The organism is Chitinophaga sp. NPDC101104, from assembly GCF_050277495.1.
Taxonomy (GTDB): Bacteria; Bacteroidota; Bacteroidia; order Chitinophagales; family Chitinophagaceae; genus Chitinophaga.
This window is the reverse complement of record NZ_JBNNSF010000001.1, coordinates 4,510,929-4,524,981: the sequence shown is the minus strand read 5'-3', so window position 1 is coordinate 4,524,981 and position 14,053 is coordinate 4,510,929. Positions and strand designations below refer to the sequence as shown.

The 14,053-nt window shown below is 55.0% G+C and carries 8 protein-coding genes; 7 read left to right on the top strand and 1 reads right to left on the bottom strand.

Translation table 11 applies throughout. From position 1 onward, the window contains the following. Nucleotides 1-47 precede the first annotated feature (47 nt). The 3 genes from ACQKLP_RS18240 (at nt 48) to ACQKLP_RS18230 (ending at nt 5,184) form a co-directional block, all read left to right on the top strand. Nucleotides 48-1,322: a Gfo/Idh/MocA family oxidoreductase gene (locus tag ACQKLP_RS18240; protein WP_423737976.1), complete on the top strand. Its 1,275-nt coding sequence runs from the start codon at nt 48-50 to the stop codon at nt 1,320-1,322. 27 nt (nt 1,323-1,349) lie between these two features. Further along, nucleotides 1,350-4,757 (top strand): DUF1080 domain-containing protein, encoded by a 3,408-nt coding sequence (locus ACQKLP_RS18235; RefSeq protein ID WP_427324298.1) that lies wholly within the window; start codon nt 1,350-1,352, stop codon nt 4,755-4,757. Between the two features lie 226 nt (nt 4,758-4,983). Continuing rightward, nucleotides 4,984-5,184 carry a hypothetical protein gene (locus ACQKLP_RS18230; protein WP_427324297.1) on the top strand — a complete coding sequence of 67 codons (201 nt, stop codon included), beginning with the start codon at nt 4,984-4,986 and terminating at the stop codon, nt 5,182-5,184. A gap of 25 nt (nt 5,185-5,209) precedes the next feature. Here ACQKLP_RS18230 and msrA read toward each other — a convergent pair whose 3' ends face one another. Continuing rightward, nucleotides 5,210-5,764 (bottom strand): peptide-methionine (S)-S-oxide reductase MsrA, encoded by a 555-nt coding sequence (gene msrA, locus ACQKLP_RS18225; protein ID WP_427324296.1) that lies wholly within the window; start codon nt 5,762-5,764, stop codon nt 5,210-5,212. 330 nt (nt 5,765-6,094) lie between these two features. Between msrA and ACQKLP_RS18220 the strand changes: the two genes are divergently transcribed. The 4 genes from ACQKLP_RS18220 to ACQKLP_RS18205 all read left to right on the top strand — a co-directional run bounded on the left by ACQKLP_RS18220 (nt 6,095) and on the right by ACQKLP_RS18205 (nt 14,048). Further along, entirely contained in the window at nt 6,095-8,200 is a 2,106-nt protein-coding gene (locus ACQKLP_RS18220) for an endonuclease MutS2 (protein WP_427324295.1), read from the top strand. A gap of 77 nt (nt 8,201-8,277) precedes the next feature. Further along, on the top strand, nt 8,278-9,165 hold the full coding sequence (locus tag ACQKLP_RS18215; RefSeq protein ID WP_427324293.1) for a helix-turn-helix domain-containing protein: 888 nt from the start codon (nt 8,278-8,280) through the stop codon (nt 9,163-9,165). A gap of 456 nt (nt 9,166-9,621) precedes the next feature. After that, nucleotides 9,622-10,803: an efflux RND transporter periplasmic adaptor subunit gene (locus tag ACQKLP_RS18210; protein WP_427324292.1), complete on the top strand. Its 1,182-nt coding sequence runs from the start codon at nt 9,622-9,624 to the stop codon at nt 10,801-10,803. Nucleotides 10,804-10,880: 77 nt separating this feature from the next. After that, the gene (locus tag ACQKLP_RS18205; RefSeq protein ID WP_427324291.1) at nt 10,881-14,048 is read left to right on the top strand and encodes an efflux RND transporter permease subunit; all 3,168 of its coding nucleotides are present in this window, start codon (nt 10,881-10,883) and stop codon (nt 14,046-14,048) included. The last annotated feature ends 5 nt before the right edge of the window (nt 14,049-14,053 follow it).

Below are 14,053 nucleotides of genomic sequence, written 5' to 3'. Positions count from 1 at the left end.
TGTATTTTGTCCCACCAAATTCACGTTTTACCTTTTTTACAAAGATCATGGGAAAAAAAGTCAATCATCCTTCCAGGCGGTCATTTGTCCGTAATTCCCTGGGAGCGTTAGCGGCCTTTACCATCGTTCCCCGTCACGTTCTCGGCCGCGGTTATCTCGCCCCGAGCGATACGCTGACGAAGGGCGTAGTGGGCACCGGCGGCATGGGCCGCGGTCACTTCGGTTATGCGGGCACCCGCGTAGTGGCGATCTGCGACGTCGATAAAGGTCATATCCAGCAGGCCATGAACCAGCTGGGCGACAAGGGAGTGAAAACGTTTACGGATTACCGTGAGCTCATCCAACTCCCCGAGGTAGATATCGTACACGTAGCCACGCCGCCGCACTGGCACGGCATCATCGCTGCAGACGCGGCACGCGCCGGAAAGGATGTATGGTGCGAAAAGCCCATGACCGCCACGATCGGGGAGGGCAAGCGCCTGGTGGAAGCCGTGCAGCAACATGGCCGCATCTTCCGCCTCAACACCTGGTTCCGTTTCGCAGACCGTTTCTACGGAATGGGGACCACCGTTCAACCTATCAAGAAGCTCGTGGAAAGCGGGCTCCTCGGCTGGCCGCTCAAAGTGACCGTTAGCCGCCACACCGGGTTCGACTGGAAGTTCTTCTGGGTGGGTAAAACCAACCTCGAGCCCCAGGCCGTTCCCAAAGAACTGGACTACGATATGTGGCTCGGTCCCGCCCCTTACAAACCCTACCACCCGCACCGCGTACATGGTACGTTCCGCGGATACTGGGATTATGATGGCGGTGGGTTGGGTGATATGGGCCAGCACTACCTGGACCCCATCCAGTATTTCCTCGGCAAAGATGATACCAGCCCCGTGAAAGTGGAGATCGACGCTCCCCAGCAACACTGCGATGCAGTGGGCACCTGGAGGAAGATCACCTACACCTATGCCGACGGTTGCCAGATCGTGCTCGACGGTGCCGGCACCGAAACAGGCGCCGCCTATATCGAAGGGCCTAACGGTAAACTGTACCCCGGGTTCAAATCCACGATCCCCGACCTGGAAAAGAAACTGGCCGCATTCCCCGACCCGGCGCCGCAGGTGACCGATTTCGTGGATGCCGTGAAGAACCGCAAGAAGTTCGCGCTCAACGAAGAAAACGGCCATCGTTCCGCTACCATCGTCAACATGGGCAAAATCGCCCTGCAACTGGGCCGCAACCTCGAGTTCGACCCCGTGAAGCAGGAATTCGTGAACGACGAAGGCGCCAACCGCCTCATCTTCCCGGCCATGCGCGGACCCTGGACCATCTAGCCCTTCACCTTTCCAACAGCATCACAGATGAAAAAAACATTACTGATCGCAGCCTGTTGCCTCGCCCAGTTGGCCGTTTTCGCCCAACCGAAGCCCGATAACCGTGCTGCACATACGAAAGTGGCGGATTTGCTGCAACAGCAACCTGCCAATACCAACGCCGCCCTCGAAGCCAATATGAAGGCCCTCGCCGAAATGGGCGAAGAAGGCGTGCTCGGCATCGCTTCCATGATGGCCGCTCCCGGCAAAGGCGACAACACCGCCGCCGAATACGCCCTCACCGGTTACGCGTTTTACGTGACCCAACCCGGTAAGGAAAGCCTCAAGGCCGCCGCCGTTAAATCTTACGTGAAAGCACTCGAAAAAGTGCAGGACAAAGAGGTGAAGGAATTCTTCATCCGCCGCCTCGAAGCCATCGGCAACGATGACGCCGTTCCCGCACTGGCCGGGTACCTGGCAGACGAGCGCCTGTCCGGCATCGCCGCCCGCACCCTCGTGCAGATCAACTCCGCAGCTTCCCGCAAAGCATTGCTCGACGGCATCAATAAAGCACAGGGCCGCAACAAGCAAAGCCTCGTGCTCGCCATCGGCGACGCCCGCGTGCCCGAAGCCGCCACCGTACTGGTGCCCCTGGCTTCGTCTACCGACAAAATGCTGGCAAAAACCGCACTGTACGCCCTGTCGTACATCGCAGCGCCCACTTCGGCCCCCGTGCTGGAAGGCTTCGCCAAGCGCGCCGGTTACAAATACGACGAAACCAACGCCACCACCGCGTACCTCGCTTACATCCAGAACCTCGCCGCTGCCGGTAAAAAAGCAGAAGCCGCAGGTTTGGCCGAGAAACTGCTGGCCACCGCCAAAGACCCCGCCCAGAACCACGTGCGCATCGCCGCACTGTCGCTGCTCGACGAGCTCCAGGGCGATCAGAACCAGAAAAGACTGCTGGCTGCCTATCATGAGAATGACGCGTATCGTGTAGCCGCTCTCAAACTGGCCGGCAAACACCTCAACGCCGCGAGTATCGCAGGCTGGCTGAGCGCGCTGAAAACAGCGTCTCCCGGTGCCAAAGCCGATATCATCGAAATGCTGGGCAATAATAAAGTAGACATCGCACTGCCTGCCGCTTACCGCCTCCTGGGCGATAAAGACGCAGGCGTTCGCCTCGCCGCTATCACCGCTGCCGGCCAGATCGGCGGCGCACAGGCCGTTCCCGCCCTGCTGCAGGTGCTTTCCAAAGGCAACAGCGCAGAAGTGGCAGCGGTACAGTCAGCCCTCAAAACCATCAAAGGCAATGAAGTAGCTACGCAGTCGGCCGCGGCCCTGTCCGGTGTTCCCGCCGGCGCACAGGTCGCCCTGCTCGATGTGCTGGCTGCCCGCCAGGCAGACGGTGCTTTCGCACAGGTGCTGCCCCTCACCAAATCTCCCAACGAAAACGTTCGCAAAGCGGCTTTCGCTTCCCTGAAAGACGTAGCCAGCTCCGCTAACCTCGCCACCCTGCTCCAGCTGCTCAACAGCGCAGGTGCACAGGAAGTGAGCGGCATCCAGGATGCCGTGATCGCTGCCGCTGGCGCAGGAGACGCCGCAACCGTGATCGCTTCCATGAAGAGCGCGCCGGCAGACAAACGCGGCCGTTACTTTACCGTGCTCGGCGGCATCGGCGGCGCTTCTTCTCTCGCTATGGTGAAAGAAGCGGCCGATAAAGGCGACGCCGCGCAGAAACAGGCTGCCGTGGCCGCCCTCAGCGCCTGGAAAGACGCTTCCGCCATGCCCGCACTGCTCGACATCGCCCGGAAAGACGCCGGCGCCCGCAACGAAGCCCTGAAAGGCTACGTTCGCCTCGCCAAAGCCGAAACCCGCGCCGAGCAACGCCTGCTGTACCTGGAAAACGCCATGCAGCTCACCAAAGACGCTGGCCTGAAGAAAGCCATCCTGCAGCAAGCTGAACAATGCAAAACCTTCCCCGCCCTCGTTTTCGCCGGCCAGTTCCTGGACGATAACGATGCCCAGCAGGAAGCGGCCCAGGCCGTGATGAACATCGCCCTGGCAGATAAAAGCTACGGCGGCAACATCGTAAAAAGCCTCCTCGAAAAAACTTCCTCCGTGCTCAAAGGCGGCGACGCCGGCTACCAGCGCGAAGCGATCCGTAAATACCTCTCCGAAATGCCCGCCGGCGAAGGGTTCGTGTCCATGTTCAATGGCAAAGACCTCAGCGGATGGAAAGGCCTCGTGGCCGACCCCATCAAACGCAGCAAAATGGACGCCGCTACCCTGAAAAAAGAACAGGAGAAAGCCGATGCCAAAATGCGCGAAGGATGGAGCGTGAAAGACGGCGTACTGTGGTTCAACGGTCATGGCGACAACCTCTGCACCGAAAAGAAATACGGTGATTTCGAGATGTTCGTTGACTGGAAGATCGAGCCGAACGGCGACGCAGGCATCTACCTCCGCGGCACCCCGCAGGTACAGATCTGGGACACTACCCGCCGCGACGTAGGCGCTGAAGTAGGTTCCGGTGGCCTGTACAACAACCAGAAAAACGCTTCCAAACCGCTGAAACTGGCAGACAATGCCATCAACGAATGGAATAACTTCCGCATCATCATGAAGGGAGATCGCGTAACGGTTTACCTGAACGGCGAACTGGTGGTAGATAACGTGATCCTGGAAAACTACTGGGACCGCAAGCTGCCCATCTTCGCTTCCGAGCAGCTTGAACTGCAGGCGCATGGTACCAACGTGTACTACCGCAACCTGTACGTTCGCGAGTTCGAACAGCCGAAACCTTATGAACTGAGCGCCGACGAGAAGAAAGAAGGGTACAAGGTCCTGTTCGACGGTACCAACATGCACGAATGGACCGGTAACACCACCAGCTACGTGATGGAAGACGGAGCCATCGTATGCCGCCCCGGCGGCCATGGTGGCGGTAACCTCTACACCAAAGACGAGTTCGCCGATTTCGTATACCGTTTCGAGTTCCAGCTGACCCCCGGTGCCAACAACGGCCTGGGCATCCGCGCACCCCTCACCGGAGACGCAGCGTACGAAGGCATGGAGCTCCAGATCCTCGATAACGAAGCGGATATCTATAAAAACCTCCAGGTGTACCAGTACCACGGTTCCGTATACGGCGTGATCCCCGCAAAACGCGGATTCCTGAAGCCGGTAGGCGAGTGGAACTACGAGCAGGTGACCGTGAAAGGCACCCGCATCACCGTGGAACTGAACGGCACCGTGATCCTGGACGGCGATATCGCCGAAGCGCGCGACAAGGGTACCCTCGACCATAAAGACCATCCCGGCCTGAAAAGGACCACCGGGCACATCGGGTTCCTGGGCCACGGCTCTGTTGTGAAATTCCGCAACATCCGCATCAAGGACCTCACTGCCGAGGCGCCCAAAGCCGAAACCAAAGGCAAAAAGAAAAAGAAATAAGCCGCAGCCTGCAAAGGCATCGCACAAAAAAGGGACCGTCCGGAAGGGCGGTCCCTTTTTTGTGCCGTATTTCCCCGGTCATGGGGTACGTTCCGTGGCAGGTTATCCACATTTTCGCCGCCGGGAACTAACTTTATCCACGCCTGTAAACTTTGTTGGCAATGGCACGTTATAGGATGTAAATATTTGGACAGTTCGAAAGTTTAACCCTTAAAGTATACCTAAAATGAAAACGGTAACCTTCATTGGCGGAATAACCGGAGTGATCCTGGCGGTTCTTGCCTATTTCGCGGAAATCAACAGCTGGATGCAAACCGGAACGGCCATGGCCCTGGGGTTTGCAGGATATGTGCTCATTATCACGGCAGTCGCTTATTTTTTGCTGTCCTGGCTATACCAGGGCTCGAAAAACATCGAACTGCTTTAACATAAAAATAGACGCTCCAGGGCGTCTATTTATTTAACTTGTTGGCGAAAGCCTTCTTGAATTTCTCCAGCTTCGGCTTCACCACGTAATAACAGTAGGGCTGCGAACCGTTCTGGTTGTAGTAGTCCTGGTGATAGTTCTCCGCCTTGTAAAACGCCGTAAAAGGCGATATTTCGGTGACGATCGGCTTGTCGTACGCCCCGGACTCATTCACTTTCTTCCTGTAAAACTCCGCTTCCTTTTGCTGTTCGGCATCGTGGTAGAAGATCACCGAGCGGTACTGCGTGCCTACGTCGTTGCCCTGGCGGTTGAGCTGGGTAGGGTCGTGGGCGAGGAAAAACGCTTCCAGCAGTTCCGCGAAGCTGATCTTAGCCGGATCGTAGGTGATCTGCACTACCTCGGCATGGCCGGTATTGCCGGTGCAAACTTCTTCGTAAGTGGGATTGGGCTTTGCGCCGCCGGAATATCCGGATTCGACCCGCAATACCCCTTCCAGCTGCTGGAACTGGGCCTCCGTGCACCAGAAACACCCCGTTCCGAAGGTGGCCTGTGCGGTTTTTGTGTCTTTTGGAATTGTCATGTCTCCTGGTTCTTGATTTTTTTCAGCCGTCTGCCTGCCGCAGGATGCCAGGCTGGAGCCCAGCAGCGACAGTATGATCAGGCTATGTTTCAGTAAGTTCATTTGGAAGTATTGTCCTCAAATTAACGATATCGGGGGCGCATTGGATCGACAAGTTAAGTAACTTTAACATTCTTTTGCGTACGGACGGGTGATGAACCGCATTTGTCATTCGTTGCCGGTTGTTGATCAATCAGTTTTGAGCAATTGCCGGGTATAGGCCAACTTTGCGGAACGAAAAAAGGAAAGGCTGCTTCTGGGCCGGCAGCCAGTATTAAAATTGACAAAAAAGTGAAATTATTTCCGGATTCGGCGCTTTTACAGCTCGAATTTGACAAAGTAAAAAATTTGCTGCAGGAGCATTGCAAGACGGAATTGGGCAAAACGATGGCCGCCGAACTGCGCCTGCATACGCATATCGATTTCGTGAGAACTGCCTTGCAGCAGGCGCATGAATACAAGCAGCTGGTGCTTTTGCAGCAGCATTTCCCGAACGATTACGTCCTTAACCTGAAAAAGGAGCTCCGCCTCCTCGAAATCCAGGGGGCCGTGCTCACGGGAGAGCAATTTATGCTTATCCGCAAGCTGACGGAAAGCATGGGCAGCATATTCCGGTTCTTCGACTCCGACAGGCGGGTCACCTATTCCGCCCTGTACAGTGTCATCGAACGGACGCATTACGAAAAGAAGATCGTGGCGATGATCGACGAGGTGCTGGACGAAACGGGGCAGGTGTTGGACAATGCCACGCCCGACCTCGCCAGGATCCGCATGAACCTCTACCGGAAACGGACGGAGCTGCGGCGGGTTTTTGAGCGCATCCTCTCGAAGCTCCAGAAGCAGGGGTACCTGGCAGACATCGAGGAAAGCTTCCTCAACGGGCGCCGGGTAGTGGCCATTTTCGCGGAACAGAAGCGCATGGTGAAGGGGATCCTTCATGGCGAGTCGGACACCCGGAAAACGGCGTTCCTCGAACCGGAGGAAACCATCCAGCTCAATAACGAAGTGTTTTCCCTGGAAAGGGACGAGGAAAAAGAGGTGTACCGCATCCTCCGCACCCTCACTTCCGACCTGGCCAAACACCACGACCTGCTGAGCGGCTACCACGACATCCTCGGGATTTACGATTTCATCCGCGCAAAATCGCGGCTGGCGCTGGATATCAACGGGAATTATCCCATGCTGGTACCCCACGCCCAGGTGCACCTGGTGGAAGCATACCACCCCCTGTTGCTGCTGTACAACCGCAAACAGGGGAAGCCGACCATCCCCGTGAACCTCACGCTCGACAAGGATAACCACATCCTCGTGATCAGCGGGCCGAACGCGGGTGGCAAAACCGTGACGCTCAAAACCGTAGGCCTCATCCAGCTCATGCTGCAGGCGGGGCTCCTGGTGCCGGTGCACCCCACCAGCCAACTGGGCATCTTCCGGCAGGTCATGATCCATATCGGCGATACGCAAAGCCTGGAGTTCGAACTGTCGACCTACAGCTCCCATCTCAAGAACATGAAACACTTCATGGAAAACGCGAACGGGAGAACGCTCTTCTTCATCGACGAGCTCGGTTCCGGTTCCGATCCCAACCTGGGCGGGGCTTTCGCGGAAGTGATCATGGAAGAGCTGGCCAGGAAACATGCCTTCGGCATCGTTACCACCCACTACCTCAACCTCAAGGTCATGGCCGGAAAGGTTAAAGGGATCGTGAACGCGGCCATGGGCTTCGACGAGCAGAACCTCGCACCCATGTACCGCCTCATCGTGGGCAAACCCGGCAGCTCGTATACCTTCTCCATCGCGCAGCGCATCGGGCTGGACCCGGCGCTCATCAACCGCGCCAGGAAACTGGTGGACGAAGGGCACTTCCGGCTCGATAAGCTCCTCAACAAGGCGGAGCAGGATATGCAGAAGGTGGAAAGCAAGGAGAAAGACCTCCATAAACTGTTGAAAGAAAACGAGAAACTCAAGAAAGAATACGAAGTGCTGTCGGACAAGGAACGAAAACAGCATGAATATACCCTCCAGAAGCTCCAGAACAAGATCCGTGAAGAGGAAATACAGTATCTGAAAGACATGGAGCGCAAGCTCAAACAGATCGTGATCGAGTGGAAGCGGACAGACGATAAGAACAAGGTGATCCGCCAGGCGGAAGAGCTGCTCTTCCATAAACGCACAAAAGCTGCCAACGAAAAGATACAGAAGAAGATAGATACCAAGTTCGAAGAGATCAAAGGAGATGTAAAGGTGGGCGACCGGGTGAAGATCCGGACCAACAACCAGGTGGGCAAAGTGCTCGAATTACGCGCCAAAGCCGCCGTGGTACAGGTCGGGAACATACCGATACAGGTCAAACTGTCTGACCTTGTACTGGTCCAGGAACGCCAGAAGGTGGAATAGCCTTATCTTTACAGCCGGAAATTATGCTTATTGAAAAACCGTCGGCACGGGAATGATGACCTTAAAACACACGACCCATGCAACTGACAAAGTACAACCATATACCCCTGGTGAGCGTGCAGGATTCTCCGCTCGCGGAAGAAGGATCGCAGTTCATGATCCACCTGGCCAACTTAAAGGAGATCGACTGGGAAGGGATCGCATCCCCGCACCGGCACGATGGATATACCATTGACATCCTCCTCAAGGGAAGCGTCACGCAATACATTGATTTCGAAAAACATACGATACAGGCGCCCGCGCTGATCATGCTGGAACCGGACCAGATCCACCAGCACGACAGAAGCGCGGACGCGGAAGTGCTGGCCATGTACTTCACCCGGGATTTCCTCATCACGGAAACGCTCGGCGTGCTCAGTTGCTGGCAGTGCATCTTCAAGGACAGCATCCTCCACCTGGAAGACCACCAGTTGCAGGAGCTGTTGTCGTTTGCGAGGATCCTGCTGCACGAGTACCGTGGAGACAAACCCCGCAAGGAAGCGATCATCCGCAACGTACTGTCTGCCTTTATCATCGCCTGCGGGCGCATCGCACGGCCAGACAGGGCGGAGTACCGGACGGAGCATTACGGCGGCAACTCGCTGGGCGTGCAGTTCAAGGTGCTGGTAGACGTGCATTTCCGGGATAAGGTGCAGGTGAGCGAATATGCGGAAATGCTGCATGTGACACCCGGCCATCTCAACGATACGGTAAAAAATACCATCGGGCGGAGCGCCAAGCAGGTGATCGACGCCAAGCGGATCATGGAAGCCAAAAGGCTGCTGTTCTGGCAAAAACACTCCGTGAAACAGATAGCGGGGGAGCTGAACTTCGACGACGACGCCTACTTTTCAAGGTTCTTCAAAAAGCATACGGGGCAGACGCCTGCGTTGTTTCAAAAAAGCATCCGCGAAAAGTACAATTAATCCCGTGATTAGGAATGTACAAGCAAATGTGACTTTTTATAGATTTGCAGTGTCAATTGCAACGCATCAATTCTTACGATCATGAAAGTTAAGTAACCTAACTGTAACAATATCCGATAGCGCATGGACAGCAACTTGCGCTGAAGACCCTGATCGTTACAGCTTTACTGCGGCCCAGGCAGTATGTAGTCTTTCCTTTTTTCACACCATGTTTTGAATAGCCAGGCACGTCCATGCCTGAATGTTCTGTAATGTCTATTGCTTTTTTACATAAAAAAAGCAATGCTTATGCCGCGTGCATAAGGCCGGACGGTATTGAAACAACTAATGGCGAAACCAAAAAACAGCTGAAATACAGCATACCACAGCATGGGTCTGTTAACGGCAACAAGTTCAACATGGGCTTGCCTTGCCGGTTAAACCGGGCTCACGTTAAATTCTATAACACTATAACACATGGAACTATCACTCAAGAAAATGACCACCCACAAGCCACTCGGTTACTTGTCAGGCATCCTGATGTTGGCTGTATTATTATATAGCTGCTCGTCTCCCCAGGCTGGTCCCCACCAGCAGGGCCCCCCGCAGTTGCCCGTGATGGTGGTTACATCGGCCCCGGCTACCACTTACCTGGAGTTTCCCGCTTCGCTGGAAGGAAAGGTGAATGTAGACGTGCGCCCGCAGGTATCCGGCTACCTCGAAAAAATATTTGTGGATGAAGGCGCTTATGTAAAAGCAGGGCAGCCTTTGTTTAAAATAGATCCGAAGGTATATGCCGAACAATTGAACAGCGCCGCTTCTAACCAGCTTGCTGCGCAGGCTAACCTTGAAAAGATGCAGGTTGAAGTGGACCGCCTGACCCCGCTGGTTGCCAGCAACGTGATCTCTGAGGTACAGCTGAAAACGGCGAAAGCAAACTATGAAGCAGCAAAAGCCGCTTTGGCCCAGGCCAAGGCAGCAGCAGGCAGTGCGCGGATCAATGTAGGCTATACCCTGGTCACCGCGCCGGTAAGCGGTTACATCGGAAGGCTCCCCTATAAGGTGGGCGCCCTCGTAAGCAACGTCGATGCCCAGCCCCTTACGGTGCTTTCCGAAGTACGCGAAATGTACGCTTACTTTTCAATGAGCGAAGCGGACTTCATCACGTTCAAGAACAACTTCCCCGGCAAAACGCTGGAAGAGAAACTGAAGAATGCACCTCCGGTTGAACTGATCCTGGCAGATAACAGCACGTTCACCGAGAAAGGAAAAATAGGAACGATAGACGGGCAGTTCAATAAGACCACCGGCGCCATCACTTTCCGCGCCACTTTCCCCAACCCCGATGGCATACTGCGTACGGGCAACACGGGCAAAGTAAGGTTTGCACAGGAAGTTCCCGCTGCTATCACCATTCCGCAGGAAGCTACGTTCGAGATCCAGGACAAAGTGCTGGTATACACCGTGGCAGACAGCAACAAAGTGGCCAGCAGGCCCATCCGGATTTCCGGAAAGACAGCCAACTTTTATTTTGTAAGCGACGGGTTGAAAGCAGGCGAGAAGATCGTGCTGTCCGGAACCGGCAATTTAAGGGACGGGGCAGTCATCGCACCGCAGCCGGTACCGGCAGACAGTGTGCTTAAATCAAAAACATTGTAAGTAACAGGCCATACTTTACCTGTAAAGTATGACATGCAAGCATCAAATTTTACTTACGATCTAAAAGTGAATTAATCATGTTAAGAAGATTTATATTAAGGCCGGTGCTTTCAACGGTAGTGTCCATAATCCTGTTATTATTGGGCATTATCTCCTACTTTGCCCTGCCTGTTACGTTGTTTCCCGACATCGCGCCGCCCAGCGTGACGGTGACGGCCGTCTACCCCGGCGCCAACGCCGAAGTAGTGGCCCGTTCCGTGGCCAACCCGATAGAGGAAGCGGTGAACGGGGTGGAGAACATGACCTACATGACCTCCAACTCCAATAACGACGGCAGCATGGTGTTGACCGTCTTTTTCAAACAGGGGACCGATCCTGATATCGCTGCCGTGAACGTGCAGAACAGGGTGTCCAAAGCCACCAGCCAGTTACCTGCAGAAGTGGTGACCGCGGGCATCAGCACGCAGAAGGTGCAGAACGGTTTCATTATGTTCATGGGGTTGTATAGCGAAAACCCCAAGGAATACGATGAAAAGTTCCTGCAAAACTATATCAAGATCAACCTGATCCCCCAGATCCAACGTGTGCCCGGCGTAGCGCAGGCGCAGATCTTCGGCGCCAAGGACTATTCCATGCGTATCTGGCTGAAGCCCGACCGCCTTGCAGCCAATAACCTGGCCCCGCAGGACGTGTTGAACGCGATCAGGGACCAGAACATTGAATCCGCCCCCGGCCGTTTGGGCGAAAGCAGCGGGGAAACCTTTGAGTTCGTATTGAAATACAAAGGCAAGCTGAACCTGAACGAGGACTACGAGAATATTGTTATCAAGGCCAACAGCGACGGGTCCATGCTTCGCTTGAAAGACGTGGCCCGCATAGAATTCGGGTCGCTCAACTATGGTGCGAACAACCTGCTGGACGGCAAGCCTGCCGCAGGTTTTGCGATCATTCAAACCGCCGGCTCCAACGCCAATGAGATACTGGACAATATCGAGCATCTGCTGGTAGATTTCAGGGCTTCTCTCCCCACCGGTGTGAAAACAGAGGTGATGTATAACGCCAAGGACTTCCTGGACGCGTCTATACACCAGGTGCGTGAAACGCTCGTGATCGCATTTGTGCTGGTGTTCCTGGTGGTATACCTCTTCCTGCAGGACTTCCGTTCTACGTTGATTCCCGCTATTGCGGTACCAGTGGCCATTTTAGGCACATTCTTCTTCCTGCAGCTGTTTGGTTTCAGCATCAACCTGCTCACCCTGTTCGCCCTGGTGCTGGCAATCGGTATCGTGGTGGACGACGCGATAGTGGTGGTGGAAGCGGTGCACGCCAAGATGGAACAAACGCGCTGGCCGGCGAGGAAAGCCACCCTGAAGTCCATGGACGAAATTTCAGGTGCCGTTATTTCCATTACCCTGGTGATGATGGCGGTATTTATTCCCGTTGGCTTTATGCAGGGCCCCGCAGGCGTATTCTACAGGCAGTTTGCCTTTACGCTGGCCATTGCGATCATGATCTCCGCGATCAACGCATTGACCCTGAGCCCCGCGCTGTGCGCCCTGTTCTTAAAACCTGAAGGAGGGGAGCATGGCGAGAAGACGGGTTTTGGCAGCCGCTTCTTCAATGCCTTCAACGCCGGTTTCCGTTCTATGACGAACCGGTACGTGAAGAGCCTCAAATTCCTGATCCACCGCAAGGCGATAGCCATCGGCCTCCTGGCCGTGGTGACCATCGCCGCCTTTATACTGGCCAGGAGGGCGCCTACCGGGTTTATTCCCACGGAAGACCAGAGCTTCGTATTATATGCCCTGAACACGCCTCCGGGCAGCTCCCTGGACAGAACGCACAAGTCTACCCAGAAAATAGACGAGGCGCTTCGGCAGATACCCGCAGTGAAGCATACATGGACGGTGGACGGTTTTAACTTCATCAGCAACGCCGCCGCCTCTCCTTATGCAGCAGGCTTCGTGCGCCTGAAAGACAGGGGCGAAAGGGGCCCTGTAGAGAATATCGACCAGATCACCGGGATGATGTACGGGCCGGCGAGCCAGCTGAAAGACGCGAGTGCCTTCTTCTTTACCTTCCCGACAGTACAGGGTTTCGGTAACGTGAGCGGCTTCGAGTTCATGCTGCAGGACAAACAGGGCCGCCCGCTGGATCAGCTGGGTAATAACGCCTGGGCTTTCATCGGGGCTTTGATGCAAAGAAAAGAGATCGGCGCGGCCTTCACCACCTTCTCTGCCGGTAACCCTCAGTACAGGGTGGAAGTGGACAATTTCAAGGCCAAACAATTGGGCGTGTCTATTAACGAACTGATGCAGACCCTGCAGATATATTACGGCAGCAGTTATGTTTCGGACTTCAACCGTTTCGGAAAATATTACCGTGTGGTAGCGCAGGCCGACGTGCCTTACCGTACCGACATCCATTCGCTCGACGGAATTTATGTGAAGAACGGCCAGGGTGAAATGGTGCCGGTGAAATCGATGGTGTCGCTGAAGCGTGTATATGGCCCGGAAACGGTGACCCGCAACAACATGTTCAATGCCGTGACCATCAACGGTACGCCCAAGCCGGGTTATAGTACGGGTGATGCCATTAGGGCCATTGAAGAGACAGCCAAAACGGCTTTGCCGGCTGGTTATGGGTATGAATGGACCGGTGCGACCCGCGAAGAGATCAGCGCAGGCGACCAGCAGATCTACATCTTCCTGCTCAGTATCATATTCGTATACTTCCTGCTGGCAGCCCAGTACGAAAGCTATGTGTTGCCGCTCGCAGTTATCCTCACCATACCGACCGGTATCCTCGGTGTATTCGCCTTCATCGGATTTGCCGGCCTGGACAATAACATCTATGTACAGATCGGTATGATCATGTTGATAGGCCTGCTGGCGAAAAACGCCATCCTGATCGTGGAATTTGCCGTGCAGCGGCGGCGCAACGGGATGGGCCTGCTCGAATCGGCGCTTGCCGGGGCAAGGGCCAGGCTTCGTCCTATCCTGATGACTTCATTCGCCTTTATCGTAGGTTTGATACCCCTGGTATTTGTGCAGAAAGGTTCCGCAGTGGGTAACCACTCCATTGGTTATAGCGCCATCGGCGGTATGTTGACCGGTGTGATCCTGGGTGTATTTATCATTCCTGTGCTGTATGTGATATTCCAGTTCCTACAGGAAAAAATAACCGGCCGCCCCGGCTTAAGGGTTTATGAAGAGGAGATGGAAATGGAAGAAGCAACCGTATAAGTAAA